Raw genomic sequence first — 14,773 nt, 5'->3', positions numbered from 1 at the left:
GCTCCCACATGGATTGGGTTTGTTCAGTTATAGAGCGCTGGCCTTGAGATCTCTGTAACCGGCACCCGGATGATTCGGCGCCAGCCGTGCGCCATCGCCGAACAACTTCTCGCGCAAGGTGCCCTGGGCGTATTCGGTCTTGTACACGCCGCGCTTTTGCAGCTCCGGCACCAACAGGTCCACGGCGTCGATAAAGGTTTCGTGGGTCAGCGCATAGGCCAGATTGAAACCGTCCACGTCAGTCTCCTCGACCCATTCCTGCAGCAGGTCGGCCACGGTTTCAGGGCCACCGACAAACAATGGGCCAAAGCCGCCAATGCCAACCCAGTCGGCCAGTTCGTTGGGCGTCCAGACTTTGTTCGGGTCCGCCGTGGAGAAGGCCTCCACCGCCGACTGAATGGCGTTGGTGTGCACGTGCTTGAGCGGTTCATCGGGTTTGAACTGGCTGAAGTCGATACCGGTCCAGCCAGAGATCAGTGCCATCGCGCCTTCGTAGCTGACGTAGGATTTGTACTCGTCAAACTTGGCCTTGGCTCTGGCGTCGGTCTCGCCGACGATCACCGTCTGCAAGTTGAAAATCAGGATTTTCTTCGGGTCGCGCCCGGCTTCTGCGGCACGGCGGCGGATATCGGCCACGGTCTTTTTCAGCAACACCTTGGACGGCGCCGCGACAAACACGCACTCGGCCTGCTCGGCGGCGAACTGCTTGCCACGGCTGGACGCACCAGCCTGGTACAGCACCGGCGTGCGCTGCGGCGACGGCTCGCACAGATGAATACCGGGCACCTGGAAGTGTTTGCCAACGTGACGGATTTCGTGGATTTTGCTCGGGTCGCTGAAAATTCGGCGCTCGCGATCACGCAATACCGCGCCCTCTTCCCAGCTGCCTTCCCAGAGTTTGTAGCAAACCTCCAGGTATTCCTCGGCGTAGTCATAGCGTGCGTCGTGTTCGGTCTGGGCTTTCTGGCCGAGGTTCTTGGCGCCGCTTTCCAGGTACGAGGTGACGATGTTCCAACCGACGCGACCCTTGGTCAGGTGATCGAGGGTGGAAAGCCTGCGGGCAAACGGGTACGGGTGCTCGAACGACAACGAGGCGGTCAGGCCGAAACCCAGGTGTTCGGTGACCAGTGCCATCGGCGCGATCAACGACAGCGGGTCATTGACGGGCACCTGCGCCGCCTGGCGAATCGCCGCGTCACCGTTGCCGTTGTACACGTCGTAAATACCCAGCACGTCGGCGATAAACAACCCGTCGAATTTGCCGCGTTCGAGGATTTTGGCCAGGTCGGTCCAGTACTCCAGGTCTTTGTACTGCCACGAACGGTCACGCGGGTGCGCCCACAGCCCGGGCGATTGGTGGCCGACGCAGTTCATGTCGAAGGCATTCAAGCGAATTTCACGGGACATCAAAGCGCTCCGTTGAGGTGGTAGTTGCCAACGATCTGGTATTTGCTGCGCAACGGATCATCAAGGCTGGGCGGCAGCGCGGTGCGCTGGCCGGTGAGTTCGAACTCGGCATTGCTGGCGAAAATCAGCGCTTCGGCGGCGGCGATCTGCGCTTCGGTGAGGGCCACCGGGCTTGGGTCGGTGGCGGCGCGCTCAAGCAAGGCAGCGGCCACATCGACGCGGATCTGCCAATCGCCGAAGCGGCTGATCACGTAGGGGTCATCGCTTCGCTCAACCGTGCGGCGGGTGCTTTCCAGCAGTTGGCGCGCGTGATTCAGTGCGGTCATGGGTCAGGCTCCTCAGTTCCAGGCGTGGCGGGCGGGCTTCACGCCGTTGAGCACGAAGTTGCCGATCAGGTGGTATTTCCAGCGGGCCGGGTCGTGCAGGGTGTGGGTGCGCGCATTGCGCCAGAAGCGGTCGAGGTTGTGCTTGGCGGTCACCGAGCGAGTGCCGGCGAGTTCGAATAGTTTGCTGCTGGCGAGCAAGGCGGTTTCGGCCGACAGCACTTTGGCCTGGGCAACGACCAGCGAGGCGTGGGCCACGGTGTCTTCGTTCGGCTCGGCCAGGGCCAGGTCGACCGCCTTGCCGGCTTTGGCAAGAATGGCTTCGGTGCCGTGCACGCGCCATTGCAGGTCGCCAATGGCGGCGATGGTGAATGGGTCTTGCCAACCATGCTCTTGTTGGCTGTCAATCCAGGGGCGTGCCTGGCGGGCGTGGATTTTGGCGTGTTCGAGCGCGCCAAGGGCGATGCCGGTGTCGACGGCGGCCTGGATGATCTGCGAGATCGGGCCGTTGGCGGTGGGTCGGTCGAAGGCCAGGTGAGCCGGGATCACTGCGGTGCGCGGCACGCTCACGCCGTCGAGTGTCACCCCGCCGCTGGCGGTGGTGCGTTGGCCAAAGCCGTCCCAGCTATCAACCACCGTGAGCCCCGGCGCATCGCGTTCAACGAACGCAATAAAGGCCTGGCCGTTTTCATTGTTGCCGACGGTGGGCACGATATGCGCGAACAGCGCGCCGGTGCAGTAGAACTTCTCGCCGTTGATTTGCGCGGTGTCGTGCTCAAAACGGATCTGGGTATCAAACGTGCCGGCGTTTTTGCTCTTGGCTTCGGAGAAGGCATTGCCGAACCGATAACCCGCCAGGACCTTGCCGAAGTAGTGGCGCTTTTGTTCCTCTGTGGCGGTTTGCAGCAGGATGTCCACCACGCCCAAATGGTTCTGCGGGATTTGCCCCAGCGATGGGTCGGCGGCGGAGATCAACTTGATCACCTCGGCCACCGTCACATAGGACACCTCGGCGCCGCCATAGGCTTTAGGAATGGTGATGCCCCACAAACCGCTGGCAGAAAACTCGTCAAGTTCGGCCACCGGCAAGCGCCGCTCGCGGTCGCGTGCACTGGCGTCGACGGCAAAGCGTGCGGCCAGGCGCGTGGCGACCTCGATGGCCTCGGCGTCCGAGCGAATGATATGGGCAGGTTGTTGAGGGTGGGCTGACATGGGCCGACTCCAGGCTCCGGTGAGATAACCTGGGTGATTGCAGGAGTCGTGCCTGAATCTAATCGCCAATAAAATCAGGATGTTGCGACTAAAATCTTCAAACGCCTGCGTGTGCAGGCGAGCAAAGTGTCCATCCACTGTTGCCTGGCAGACAGTTAGATCACCACGTTGCGCACAAAGCGCACCGCCACCTCTCCGTCATTGCGATAGCCGTGGGCCTGGCGGCTGGCGAACATGAAGAACTCACCGGTGGCCACGTGTTTTTCTTCGTCATCGAGGATCAGGGTCAGGCGGCCTTCGAACACAAACAGCTGCACGCTCCAGCCTTCCGGGTCAGGTTCCGGGCTGTAACGGTCGCCCGGTTCCAGGCGCATCTCCCACAATTCCACTTCGCGCCGGGCAGTGGCCTTGGCCAGCAATACGGCTTTACTGCCGGGAATGTCGCCGGCCCACGCCAACTCGTTGATGCGGCTGTGATCGCCGGCATCCGGCGCCTGGATCAGGTCGCTGAAAGCCACGTCCAGGGCTTCGGCGACGCGGTCCAGGGTGGACAGGCTGACATTCTTCTCGCCCGCCTCGATGGCCACCAGCATGCGCCGGCTGACGCCGGACTTTTCCGATAGCGCGGTCTGGCTCATGTCGGCAGCATGCCGCAAACGACGGACGTTCTGACTGACGTGTTGCAGGACCGACGCCCGATGTGGATTTTCTTTGTGCACTATATTGCTCAATAGGTAGGTGTGCGCAGTATACTGCCCAGCGTGCGGCGCATTGTGCGGTCCGTGCCTTTCCCTTGCAAGACCGAGCCGCCATGACTGCCCCGAACCCTTCCTCACGCTTCAACCGTTTCAGCAAAGCCGAATGCATTCTCGTGGTGATCACCATGATCTGGGGCGGCACCTTTTTGTTGGTGCAACACGCGATGACGGTCAGCGGACCGATGTTTTTCGTGGGTCTGCGGTTTGCCGCAGCGGCCATCGTGGTTGGGTTCTTTTCGTTGCGCACCCTGCGCGGCCTGACCTTGTTTGAGTTGAAAGCCGGCGCCTTCATCGGCACCTCGATCATGTTCGGCTACGGCATGCAGACCATCGGGCTGCAGACTATTCCGAGCAGTCAGTCGGCGTTCATCACGGCGCTGTATGTGCCGTTCGTGCCGCTGCTGCAATGGCTGGTGCTGGGTCGCCGCCCGGGGCTGATGCCAGCCATCGGCATCATGCTGGCGTTTACCGGCTTGATGTTGCTCACCGGCCCGGCCGGCGCGTCGCTGAACTTCAGCCCCGGCGAAATCGCCACGCTGATCTGTGCCGTGGCGGTGGCCGCCGAAATCATTCTGATCAGCGCGTTTGCCGGGCAGGTGGATGTACGCCGGGTGACCGTGGTGCAACTGGCCACGGCGTCGTTATTGTCGTTTCTGATGGTGGTGCCGATGGGGGAACCCTTGCCAGGTTTCTCGTGGTTGCTGGTATTCAGCGCGGTAGGCCTGGGCTTGACCAGCGCGGTGATTCAGGTCGCGATGAACTGGGCGCAGCAGAGTGTCTCGCCGACACGCGCCACCTTGATCTACGCCGGTGAACCGGTGTGGGCCGGCGTGATCGGGCGGATAGCCGGTGAGCGCTTCCCGCCGATCGCGATGGTGGGGGCGGCATTGATTGTGGCGGCAGTGATTGTGAGTGAGCTGAAGACTAAAGGGCAGAAGGCCATCGAACTGCAGGATGAAAGGGAACAGGAACAGCAGGGGTAAGGTCTGACTGCTGTAATGGCTGTCAGATCGCCATCGCGGGCAAGCCAGCTCCCACAGGAAGCCGTGGTGACGGCTGCAATGGCGCCAGCTGAAACAATGCCAAACGGGGGGTTTCAGCCTACCTTGTAGGATCCTGCCACATCTTGGCGTTTGGTGATCGACAAAGCGGCACGTATGATGCATCCCAAACTCCCGCAGATTAGAAGCCTATGTCCCTGATAGTTCTACTGCTTCTGCCTTTTATTGGCAGCTGTCTGGCGGCCTTGCTGCCGCACAATGCACGTAACACCGAATCCCTGTTGGCTGGCCTCGTGGCCCTGGTCGGCACCATTCAAGTCGCCCTGCTCTACCCTCAGATCGCCCACGGTGGCGTGATCCGCGAAGAATTCATGTGGTTGCCCAGCCTTGGGTTGAACTTCGTGCTGCGCATGGATGGGTTCGCCTGGCTGTTCTCGATGCTGGTGCTGGGCATCGGCTCGCTGGTGTCGCTGTATGCGCGCTACTACATGTCGCCGGACGACCCGGTGCCGCGTTTCTTCGCGTTTTTCCTGGCCTTCATGGGCGCCATGCTCGGGCTGGTGATTTCCGGCAACCTGATCCAGATCGTGTTCTTCTGGGAACTGACCAGCCTGTTCTCGTTCCTGTTGATCGGCTATTGGCACCACCGCGCCGATGCCAGGCGCGGCGCCTATATGGCGCTGATGGTCACCGGCGCGGGCGGCCTGTGCCTGTTGGCCGGCGTGATGCTGCTGGGGCATATCGTCGGCAGCTATGACCTGGACCAGGTGCTGGCGGCGGGCGATCAGATTCGCGCGCACTCGCTGTACCCGGTCATGCTCGCCCTGGTGCTGATCGGCGCCCTGAGCAAAAGCGCACAGTTCCCCTTCCACTTCTGGCTGCCCCACGCGATGGCGGCACCGACGCCGGTTTCGGCGTATCTGCACTCGGCGACGATGGTGAAAGCCGGCGTGTTCCTGCTGGCCCGCCTGTGGCCGTCGCTGTCCGGCAGCGAAGAATGGTTCTGGATCGTCGGCGGTGCCGGCGCCATCACCCTCCTCCTCGGCGCTTACTGCGCCATGTTTCAAAACGATCTCAAGGGCCTGCTGGCCTACTCCACCATCAGCCACCTCGGGCTGATCACCCTGCTGCTGGGCCTCAACAGCCCGCTGGCCGCCGTCGCTGCGGTGTTCCACATCCTCAACCACGCCACCTTCAAGGCCTCGCTGTTCATGGCGGCGGGCATCATCGACCACGAAAGCGGCACCCGAGATATTCGCAAGCTCAGCGGTCTGGTGCGCCTGATCCCGTTTACCGCGACCCTGGCGATGGTGGCCAGTGCGTCGATGGCCGGGGTGCCGTTGCTCAATGGCTTCCTGTCCAAAGAGATGTTCTTCGCTGAAACGGTATTTATCTCGGCGACCGCCTGGGTGGAAATTGCCCTGCCGATGATTGCAACCATCGCCGGCACTTTCAGCGTCGCCTATGCGCTGCGCTTTACCGTCGATGTGTTCTTCGGCCCGCCCGCCACCGACTTGCCGCACACGCCCCACGAACCGCCGCGCTGGATGCGCGCGCCGGTGGAACTGCTGGTGTTCACTTGCCTGCTGGTGGGCATCTTCCCGGCCCAGGTGGTCGGCTCGATCCTCGCTGCCGCTGCGCTGCCGGTGGTCGGTGGTGTGCTGCCCGAGTACAGCCTGGCGATCTGGCACGGCTGGAACGCGCCGATGATTATGAGCCTGGTGGCGATGTCTGGCGGCGTGGTGCTCTACCTGCTGCTGCGCAAACAGCTCAAACGTGGCCGCTTCAAGTACCCGCCGGTCATCAGCTACTTCAACGGCAAGCGCATGTTCGAACGCAGCCTGGTGGTGATGATGCGCGGCGTGCGCCGGATCGAAAAACGCATCAGCACCAAACGCCTGCAGACCCAGCTGTTCCTGCTGGTAATGGCAGCGGTGATTGCAGGTTTGATCCCGATGCTCAACAGCGGACTCAGCTGGGGCGACCGGCCGAAGATCCCGGGCTCCATTGTGTTTGTGACCCTGTGGCTGCTGGCGATTGCCTGCGCCCTCGGCGCCGCGTGGCAAGCCAAGTATCACCGACTGGCAGCCCTGACCATGGTCAGCGTGTGCGGCTTGATGACCTGCATCACCTTCGTGTGGTTCTCGGCGCCGGACCTGGCGTTGACGCAGCTGGTCGTCGAAGTGGTGACCACCGTGCTTATCCTGCTGGGCCTGCGCTGGCTGCCACGGCGGATCGAAGAAGTGTCGCCATTGCCCAGCTCGTTGCGCAAGGCGCGCATTCGCCGCCTGCGTGACTTCCTGCTGTCCACCGTGGTCGGCGGCGGCATGGCGCTGCTGTCCTACGCGATGCTGACCCGCCAGACGCCCAACGATATCTCCTCGTTCTACCTCAGCCGCGCCCTGCCCGAAGGCGGCGGCAGCAACGTCGTGAACGTGATGCTCGTCGACTTCCGTGGCTTCGATACCCTCGGCGAAATCACCGTGCTCGGCGCCGTGGCGCTGACGGTGTATGCCCTGCTGCGGCGCTTCCGTCCGTCCAAAGAAAGCATGCAACTGCCCGCGCAACAGCGCCAGTTGGCGCCGGACGTGGCCACCGACCTGGTCAACCCGCGCCAGGCCAGCGACACCGCGCTGGGCTTCATGATGGTGCCGGCGGTGCTGGTGCGCCTGCTGCTGCCAATTGCGCTGGTGGTGTCGTTCTACCTGTTCATGCGCGGTCATAACCAGCCGGGCGGCGGCTTTGTCGCAGGCCTGGTGATGTCGGTAGCGTTCATCCTGCAATACATGGTTGCCGGTACGCAGTGGGTTGAGGCGCAGATGAGCCTGCGGCCAATGCGCTGGATGGGTTTTGGCCTGCTTTCGGCAACCCTGACCGGGCTCGGCGCGCTGTTTGCCGGTTACCCGTTCCTCACCACCCACACCTGGCATTTCAGCGTGCCGGTGCTCGGCGATATCCATATCGCCAGCGCGCTGTTCTTCGACGTCGGCGTGTACGCCATGGTCGTCGGTTCCACGCTGCTGATGCTCACCGCCCTCGGCCACCAGTCCGTGCGGGCCCACAAACCGAGCAACCAGGCCAAAAAAGTGGTTGCCGCAACGCAAGGAGCCGCCTGATGGAAGAAGTCATCGCAATTGCCATTGGGGTCCTGGCGGCCTCCGGCGTCTGGCTGATCCTGCGGCCACGGACGTTCCAGGTGGTGATGGGCCTGTGCCTGCTGTCGTACGGGGTCAACCTGTTCATTTTCAGCATGGGCAGCCTGTTTATCGGCAAGGAGCCGATTATCAAGGACGGCGTGCCGCAAGACCTTCTGCACTACACCGATCCCCTGCCCCAGGCGCTGGTACTGACGGCCATCGTGATCAGCTTCGCCATGACCGCGCTGTTTCTGGTGGTGCTGCTGGCCTCACGCGGTCTGACCGGCACTGACCATGTAGACGGTCGGGAGCCCAAGGAATGACGTGGATCAATCAACTGATCGTCGCGCCGATCCTGCTGCCGTTGCTGACCGCCGCGCTGATGCTGATGCTCGGCGAAAAACGCCGTCCGCTGAAGGCAAAAATCAACCTGTTTTCCAGCATCATCGGCCTGGGCATCGCCGTCCTGCTGCTGTACTGGACACAACAAGGCGGCCCCGGCTCCATCGGCGTGTACCTGCCGGGCAACTGGCAGGTACCGTTCGGCATCGTGCTGGTGGTGGACCAACTGTCGGCGATGATGCTGGTGCTCACCGGGATCATCGGCGTGAGCGCGCTGCTGTTCGCCATGGCCCGTTGGGACCGTGCCGGTACCAGCTTCCACGCGCTGTTCCAGATCCAGATGATGGGCCTGTACGGCGCCTTTCTGACGGCGGACCTGTTCAACCTGTTCGTGTTCTTCGAAGTGCTGCTGGCGGCGTCCTACGGTTTGATGCTGCACGGCTCGGGCCGTGCGCGGGTGTCGTCGGGGCTGCATTACATCGCGATCAACCTGCTGGCCTCGTCGCTGTTCCTGATTGGCGCGGCGATGATCTACGGCGTTACCGGCACGCTGAACTTTGCTGACCTGGCACTGAAAATCCCCTTGGTGCCAGAGGCCGATCGCGGCCTGTTGCATGCCGGTGCGGCGATTCTGGCAACAGCGTTCCTGGCCAAAGCCGGCATGTGGCCGCTGAACTTCTGGCTGGCGCCCGCCTACTCCTCGGCCAGCGCGCCGGTGGCGGCGATGTTTGCGATCATGACCAAAGTGGGCGTGTACACCGTGCTGCGCCTGTGGACCTTGCTGTTTTCGGGGCAAGCCGGTGCTTCGGCGCTGTTTGGCGGCGACTGGCTGGTGTACGGCGGCATGGCGACCATCATTTGCGCAGCATTGGCGATGGTAGCGGCGCAGCGGCTGGAACGCATGGCCAGCTTGAGCATTCTGGTGTCGGCCGGGATTCTGCTGTCGGCCGTGGGCTTTGCTCAGCCAAGCCTGACGGCCGGAGCGCTGTTCTATCTGGTCAGTTCGACGCTGGCATTGAGCGCGCTGTTCCTGCTGGCCGAACTGATCGAGCGTTCGCGCTCGGCCAATGACCTGCCGCTGGACGAGGAAATCGATGCGTTGCCCAAGGCCATGGAGTCGTTGCATCCACGGCCCGGTGTGAACCTCGACGATGAACAAAAAGCCGTGGTCGGCCAGGTGATTCCGTGGACCATGGCCTTTCTCGGTTTGAGCTTTGTTGCCTGCGCATTGCTGATTATCGGCATGCCGCCGCTGTCTGGCTTTATCGGCAAGCTCAGCCTGTTGAGCGCGCTGGTCAACCCGCTGGGGCTGGGGAATGCGGTGGATGAACCCATACGCCCCGCCGCCTGGGGCTTGGTGACATTGCTGATCCTGTCGGGCCTGGCGTCGCTGATCGCCTTCGCCCGCCTGGGCATCCAGCGCTTCTGGACGCCGGAAGAGCGCCCCTCGCCGCTGCTGCGCCGCTATGAGTGCCTGCCGATCTTCTTCCTGCTCGGCCTGAGCATCCTCTTGACGTTCAAGGCCGAGCCGTTGATGCGCTACACCCAGGCCACCGCCGAAAGCCTGAACAACCCGGAACACTACGTGATGGCCGTCTTGGCGACGCGCCCGGTGCCGAGCCCTGAAGCCAAGACCGCCGCCCTGGAGGTGCAGCCATGAAGCGTCTGTTCCCTGCCCCCTGGTTATCGCTGGCGTTGTGGCTGTTGTGGCTGGTGCTGAACCTGTCCGTCAGCCCCGGCAACCTGCTGCTCGGCGCGCTGCTGGGCTTTCTTGCCCCGCTGCTGATGGCGCCGCTGCGCCCGCTGCCGATCCGCATCCGCCGCCCAGGGGTGATCCTGCGCCTGTTTCTGGTGGTGGGCCGCGACGTGATCATCTCTAATCTGCAAGTGGCCTGGGGTGTGCTGATCTGCGGCTCGCGTGCGCCGCGTTCGCGCTTTATCAAAATCCCGCTGGACCTGCGCGACGCCAACGGCCTGGCCGTACTGTCGATGATCACCAGCGTCACACCCGGCACGGTCTGGTCGGAACTGGCGCTGGACCGCAGCATTCTGCTGTTGCACGTGTTCGACCTTGAGGATGAAGCGCCCTTTATCGAGCACTTCAAAACCACCTACGAGCGGCCCCTGATGGAGATCTTCGAATGAGCGCCCTGCTCTCCAACGCGATCCTGATCAGCCTGTTCCTGTTCTCGCTGGCCATGGTGCTGACACTGGCGCGCCTGTTCAAAGGCCCGTCGGCACAGGACCGGGTTCTGGCACTGGACTATCTGTACATTCTGGCGATGCTGATGATGCTGGTGCTCGGCATCCGCTACGCCAGTGACACCTACTTTGAAGCAGCGCTGCTGATTGCGCTGTTTGGCTTTGTCGGGTCGTTCGCCCTGGCGAAATTCCTGCTGCGTGGCGAGGTGATCGAATGATGCCGTTATGGGTTGAAGCCAGCGTGGCGGCATTGCTGGTGCTGAGCAGCGTATTCGCACTGATCGGCGCGATCGGTCTGCTGCGCATGAAGGACTTTTTCCAGCGCATGCACCCGCCGGCGCTGGCCTCTACATTGGGTGCGTGGTGTGTGGCGTTGGCGTCGATCATCTACTTTTCGGTGCTCAAGTCCGCGCCGGTGCTGCACGGCTGGTTGATTCCGATTCTGCTGTCGATCACGGTGCCGGTGACCACGCTGCTGCTGGCTCGCACTGCACTGTTCCGTAAGCGCATGGCCGGGGACGATGTACCCGCCGAGGTCAGCAGCCGCCGCTGATCGACCAGGCGCACACAGTAAAACATGTGGGAGCGGGCTTGCTCGCGAATGCGGTACATCAGTCACACATGTATTGACTGACACTGCGCATTCGCGAGCAAGTCCGCTCCCACATTGATTTGCGCTAGGCGAAGGATCGGATTCTGGCCGCCAGCTCTGCCAACTCAGCATCATCCGCCCGTACATGATCGTGGGACGAGATATAGCCCTCATACGCCTCGAAGAACTTGTCCACCTTCGAACTCAACGGCTTGAACGCACTGTCCGAGCCCGTGCCATGCATGGGAAACAGCTTCGCATGCAGGTGATCCACCCCATACCCTTCCAGCATCATCCCGGTGCGCGCCACATCCGGAAACGCCCGGTCAATCTGCAATGCGGTTTTTTTGGTGGCGACAACAAGGTCGGCCAGCACCTTATCCGACTGCGCAAACGCATAACTGCCGTAATGTTGCTTGGGGATCACCACGCTGAAACCCGGCGTGTTGGGGAAGATCGACAGGAACGCCATATGGTGTTCGTCCTCCCACAGAATGTGGGCTGGAGAGGTCTTTCGGACAATGCTGCAAAAAATACAATCCATTCAAATCACCGCCAGTTTCATCATGGGTTAGGTCGTGGCGATCATCTAAAGCCATGAATGGGCGAGCGTCAAAACAAAAGAGAATTTTCCGAAAGCTCTTACGAAATTGAGATCAGAAACGCCACGGTGATGGGCCGCCCTGATCGATGAGCTGATCATCACCCGTATCCCGGTGCTGTTGGGACAAGGGATTCCCTTGTTCAGCCAGATTGGTAGTGAGCGTGAACTGCGCCATGTCGGCACGTATGCGTCGCAGAATGGGTTTGGCAAGGTGCTCTGGGACGGTAAAGGGGCCAATCAACAGCCCCAATCACACGTCAAACCAAGGTCACCGCGTTGGCGTAGATGTCAGTCGGTGGACTCCCGCCTTGCCTACCCCACACTTCCTCTCGCCCATTGATCACTGCAAGCGAATGGCCCACCATTTGACCGTTAACCGGAACGCCATGAGTCACAAGACCCAGTTGCCCACGCGCCAAGTTTTCAACAGTGGTTTTTTGGATGTGGGCACTCAGGCCCAGGCGCACGAACCCATTGTAATTGTGACCAAAGGGCTCACCGTCATTGATGCTGTATAACGCGCTCTCGAAACCTCGCGCGGCATATCCGTCGTTATTCTCCACTTGCGCCCGTTTAGCACTCACGGCATACAGAAAATTAGCATCTGCCACCATCGCCGGATTATCGCCACTGAACTCAGATCTATAGGTTGCCTGCGCCAGCTCATCTTTGGACAGGTGGTACCAGCGGTCATCCCGCATCTGTATGTTCCAGCCATCACCCGCTGCGATTACCTGCTTGTAAATATCGGTCGGCTTCTGGCCAAACTTCATCATTGCGACCTTTATGGCTGCCACCGTCGTGCAATTGCTTTTATTTGGCCCCTGCTTGAAACCACTCCAGATATTGCCGGGCTCATTACCCACGCCAGGTCTTCTGCCAGGATTACTCCTGTCGGTATAGAGGTCATCAAGACTCATCCTCTGAGTGGGAGTGTTATGACTTACCTGCCGCGGATGACGAAGCCCAGGTCCGTTATGTGCACGGGGGTGGCCAATGTCATGCGACCGGCTGGACAGAGACTCTCGCCCCGCATCCGGGAACAGGTGCTGTATAGACTGAAAAACCGCCGCTTGGGAGGCTATGTAGACATCCAAGGTTTGAATCAGCTTGTGGAGATCGTTCTTGAACGTACCGCTGTCCACCTTTTCCAGAAGCGTCTTCAAACTGAAAGATAACCGTTGAGCCATTTGTGCCTTGGAACCTGTCGCATCAAATAACTCATTGAGCTGCTGTTTGACCGCAACCACTTCGGCCGCAGGCGCAACGGAAACCGCCCTGGGTCGCAACCCATTTGGCGCATACCCGGGGCCCACACCTCCCGTCCCTGCCGCCCCTGAATTCCACATCTGCAACGCTCCCGATTAAGTGAAAAGCCCGCAGGGCTCTCACCCGCTCAGTGGTAAGTCGGATGCGGACAGTTCCATACCCTATGTAGGCTCGCTGCCCTGTCCATCGCAGAACTTTCAACGACAATTCGAGGAAGCGCTGGCGTGCCCTTCGATAGCATTGCCTGGGTGACGCTGATGCTCCGAGGCGTCTGCATCGCAGGCAAGCCAGCTCCCACAGAAAAGCAAAACCCAGGCGGCATTGCAGCCAACCAAATTGTGGAAGCTTAACTCGGTCGAATTGTGGGAGCGGGCTTGCTCGCGAAGGCGGTGGGTCAGTCGCCAGATTCATTGGCTGATGCACCGCATTCGCGAGCAAGCCCGCTCCTACACTGGATCGAGTGAGCCTTTAAAACGATGTGCAAAAAAACGCCCCGAACCAGTCGGGGCGTTTTTCATTCAGCGTTACCGATCAAGCTTGATCAGCCAACCGCCACGTCGTCCCGCCCTTGCCGTCTTCCAACACCACACCCATCGCGGTCAGTTGGTCACGGATACGGTCGGACTCGGCCCAGTCTTTGTTAGCCCGCGCAGCCAGACGCGCCTGAATCAGCGCATCAACTTGCGCCGCGTCCACACGCCCTTCGGCGCCGGCTTGCAGGAAGTCATCGGCTTCCATCTGCAGCACACCCAGCACGCTGGCCAGCTCCTTCAAGCGTGCAGCCAGCCCGGCCGCTGCATCCAGATCAGTCTCGCGCAAGCGGTTGATCTCACGCACCATCTCGAACAGCACCGCACAGGCTTCCGGCGTGCCGAAGTCGTCGTTCATCACTTCGGTAAACCGTGCCACGAACGCTTCGCCGCCGGCAGGCGCCACGGCTGGCAGGCCTTTCAACGCGTGGTAGAAACGCTCCAGGGCGCCCTTGGCGTCCTTGAGGTTGTCTTCCGAGTAGTTGATGGCGCTGCGGTAGTGGCTGGACACCAGCAGGTAACGCACCACTTCCGGGTGGTACTTTTCCAGCACGTCGCGAATGGTGAAGAAGTTGTTCAAGGACTTGGACATCTTCTCGCCATTGATGCGGATCATGCCGCAGTGCATCCAGGCGTTGGCGTACGTCTTGCCGGTAGCGGCTTCGCTTTGGGCGATTTCGTTTTCGTGGTGCGGGAACTCAAGATCGCTGCCGCCGCCATGAATGTCGAAAGTCTCGCCCAGGCAGCAGGTGGACATCACCGAGCACTCGATGTGCCAGCCCGGACGCCCGGCGCCCCATGGCGACTCCCAGCTCGGCTCGCCGGGCTTGGTGCCTTTCCACAGCACGAAGTCGAGCGGGTCTTGCTTGGCTTCGTCGACTTCGATGCGCGCGCCGATGCGCAGGTCTTCGATTTTCTTGCGCGACAGCTTGCCGTAGCCCATGAACTTGGCGACGCGGTAGTACACGTCGCCATTGCCGGGGGCGTAGGCATACCCCTTGTCGATCAGGGTCTGGATCATCGCGTGCATGCCCGGGATGTGATCCGTGGCGCGCGGCTCCATGTCCGGCTTGAGGATGTTGAGACGCGCCTCGTCCTCGTGCATGGCAGCAATCATGCGTTCGGTCAGCGCGTCGAACGACTCGCCGTTTTCGTTGGCACGGTTGATGATCTTGTCGTCGATGTCGGTGATGTTGCGCACATAGGTCAAGTCATAGCCGCTGAAACGCAACCAGCGGGTCACCAGGTCGAAGGCAACCATGCTGCGGCCGTGGCCGATGTGGCAGTAGTCGTACACGGTCATGCCGCACACGTACATGCGCACCTTGTTGCCATCGAGCGGCTTGAAGACTTCTTTGGTCTTGCTGAGTGTGTTGTAGATCGTTAACACGACAAC

The 14,773-nt window shown here is 61.3% G+C and carries 14 protein-coding genes; 7 read left to right on the top strand and 7 right to left on the bottom strand.

Features of this window, described 5'->3' with window-relative positions:
• Positions 1-27: 27 nt before the first annotated feature.
• From ACP7B3_RS23905 to ACP7B3_RS23890, 4 genes are all read right to left on the bottom strand, one after another.
• Positions 28-1,407, bottom strand: a complete 1,380-nt coding sequence (locus ACP7B3_RS23905; protein ID WP_145164036.1) for an LLM class flavin-dependent oxidoreductase — start codon at positions 1,405-1,407, stop codon at positions 28-30.
• The gene (locus ACP7B3_RS23900; RefSeq protein ID WP_145164034.1) at positions 1,407-1,733 is read right to left on the bottom strand and encodes an acyl-CoA dehydrogenase; all 327 of its coding nucleotides are present in this window, start codon (positions 1,731-1,733) and stop codon (positions 1,407-1,409) included. Before ACP7B3_RS23900 ends, ACP7B3_RS23905 begins: the two co-directional genes overlap by 1 nt.
• Before the next feature lie 12 nt (positions 1,734-1,745).
• Positions 1,746-2,942 carry an SfnB family sulfur acquisition oxidoreductase gene (locus ACP7B3_RS23895; protein ID WP_426181278.1) on the bottom strand — a complete coding sequence of 399 codons (1,197 nt, stop codon included), beginning with the start codon at positions 2,940-2,942 and terminating at the stop codon, positions 1,746-1,748.
• Positions 2,943-3,097: 155 nt separating this feature from the next.
• Positions 3,098-3,661, bottom strand: a complete 564-nt coding sequence (locus ACP7B3_RS23890) for a helix-turn-helix domain-containing protein (RefSeq protein ID WP_106578787.1) — start codon at positions 3,659-3,661, stop codon at positions 3,098-3,100.
• Positions 3,662-3,753: 92 nt separating this feature from the next.
• Between ACP7B3_RS23890 and ACP7B3_RS23885 the strand changes: the two genes are divergently transcribed.
• The 7 genes from ACP7B3_RS23885 (at position 3,754) to ACP7B3_RS23855 (ending at position 10,935) form a co-directional block, all read left to right on the top strand.
• Entirely contained in the window at positions 3,754-4,683 is a 930-nt protein-coding gene (locus ACP7B3_RS23885) for a DMT family transporter (protein WP_426181274.1), read from the top strand.
• 209 nt (positions 4,684-4,892) lie between these two features.
• Entirely contained in the window at positions 4,893-7,817 is a 2,925-nt protein-coding gene (locus ACP7B3_RS23880; protein WP_106578789.1) for a monovalent cation/H+ antiporter subunit A, read from the top strand.
• Positions 7,817-8,161 carry a Na+/H+ antiporter subunit C gene (locus ACP7B3_RS23875; protein ID WP_007986256.1) on the top strand — a complete coding sequence of 115 codons (345 nt, stop codon included), beginning with the start codon at positions 7,817-7,819 and terminating at the stop codon, positions 8,159-8,161. The genes ACP7B3_RS23880 and ACP7B3_RS23875 overlap by 1 nt, the downstream gene beginning before the upstream one ends.
• Entirely contained in the window at positions 8,158-9,840 is a 1,683-nt protein-coding gene (locus tag ACP7B3_RS23870) for a monovalent cation/H+ antiporter subunit D (protein WP_145164026.1), read from the top strand. Before ACP7B3_RS23875 ends, ACP7B3_RS23870 begins: the two co-directional genes overlap by 4 nt.
• Positions 9,837-10,325 carry a Na+/H+ antiporter subunit E gene (locus tag ACP7B3_RS23865; RefSeq protein WP_145164024.1) on the top strand — a complete coding sequence of 163 codons (489 nt, stop codon included), beginning with the start codon at positions 9,837-9,839 and terminating at the stop codon, positions 10,323-10,325. The genes ACP7B3_RS23870 and ACP7B3_RS23865 overlap by 4 nt, the downstream gene beginning before the upstream one ends.
• The gene (locus ACP7B3_RS23860; protein ID WP_106578792.1) at positions 10,322-10,600 is read left to right on the top strand and encodes a K+/H+ antiporter subunit F; all 279 of its coding nucleotides are present in this window, start codon (positions 10,322-10,324) and stop codon (positions 10,598-10,600) included. The genes ACP7B3_RS23865 and ACP7B3_RS23860 overlap by 4 nt, the downstream gene beginning before the upstream one ends.
• Positions 10,597-10,935 (top strand): Na+/H+ antiporter subunit G, encoded by a 339-nt coding sequence (locus tag ACP7B3_RS23855; protein ID WP_426181269.1) that lies wholly within the window; start codon positions 10,597-10,599, stop codon positions 10,933-10,935. Before ACP7B3_RS23860 ends, ACP7B3_RS23855 begins: the two co-directional genes overlap by 4 nt.
• Before the next feature lie 124 nt (positions 10,936-11,059).
• Here ACP7B3_RS23855 and ACP7B3_RS23850 read toward each other — a convergent pair whose 3' ends face one another.
• From ACP7B3_RS23850 to cysS, 3 genes are all read right to left on the bottom strand, one after another.
• Complete coding sequence (locus tag ACP7B3_RS23850) at positions 11,060-11,518, bottom strand: HIT family protein (protein ID WP_145164020.1); 459 nt, start codon at positions 11,516-11,518, stop codon at positions 11,060-11,062.
• Positions 11,519-11,835: 317 nt separating this feature from the next.
• Positions 11,836-12,828, bottom strand: coding sequence for a hypothetical protein (locus tag ACP7B3_RS23845; RefSeq protein WP_426181265.1), 993 nt, complete (start codon positions 12,826-12,828; stop codon positions 11,836-11,838).
• A 550-nt stretch (positions 12,829-13,378) separates the two neighbouring features.
• The gene (gene cysS, locus ACP7B3_RS23840; RefSeq protein WP_145164016.1) at positions 13,379-14,767 is read right to left on the bottom strand and encodes a cysteine--tRNA ligase; all 1,389 of its coding nucleotides are present in this window, start codon (positions 14,765-14,767) and stop codon (positions 13,379-13,381) included.
• Positions 14,768-14,773: the final 6 nt, after the last annotated feature.

The organism is Pseudomonas sp. TWRC1-2, assembly GCF_049896685.1.
In the GTDB taxonomy this organism is placed as follows: Bacteria; Pseudomonadota; Gammaproteobacteria; order Pseudomonadales; family Pseudomonadaceae; genus Aquipseudomonas.
This window is presented reverse-complemented; position numbering and strand designations above follow the sequence as displayed.

Coding starts and splice junctions, on each gene's coding strand:
- ACP7B3_RS23875 (WP_007986256.1), top strand. CDS start 7,817: ATGGAAGAAGTCATCGCAATTGCCATTGGGGTCCTGGCGGCCTCCGGC.
- ACP7B3_RS23850 (WP_145164020.1), bottom strand. CDS start 11,518: ATGGATTGTATTTTTTGCAGCATTGTCCGAAAGACCTCTCCAGCCCAC.
- ACP7B3_RS23870 (WP_145164026.1), top strand. CDS start 8,158: ATGACGTGGATCAATCAACTGATCGTCGCGCCGATCCTGCTGCCGTTG.
- ACP7B3_RS23860 (WP_106578792.1), top strand. CDS start 10,322: ATGAGCGCCCTGCTCTCCAACGCGATCCTGATCAGCCTGTTCCTGTTC.
- ACP7B3_RS23880 (WP_106578789.1), top strand. CDS start 4,893: ATGTCCCTGATAGTTCTACTGCTTCTGCCTTTTATTGGCAGCTGTCTG.
- ACP7B3_RS23905 (WP_145164036.1), bottom strand. CDS start 1,407: ATGTCCCGTGAAATTCGCTTGAATGCCTTCGACATGAACTGCGTCGGC.
- ACP7B3_RS23885 (WP_426181274.1), top strand. CDS start 3,754: ATGACTGCCCCGAACCCTTCCTCACGCTTCAACCGTTTCAGCAAAGCC.
- ACP7B3_RS23900 (WP_145164034.1), bottom strand. CDS start 1,733: ATGACCGCACTGAATCACGCGCGCCAACTGCTGGAAAGCACCCGCCGC.
- ACP7B3_RS23895 (WP_426181278.1), bottom strand. CDS start 2,942: ATGTCAGCCCACCCTCAACAACCTGCCCATATCATTCGCTCGGACGCC.
- ACP7B3_RS23865 (WP_145164024.1), top strand. CDS start 9,837: ATGAAGCGTCTGTTCCCTGCCCCCTGGTTATCGCTGGCGTTGTGGCTG.
- ACP7B3_RS23855 (WP_426181269.1), top strand. CDS start 10,597: ATGATGCCGTTATGGGTTGAAGCCAGCGTGGCGGCATTGCTGGTGCTG.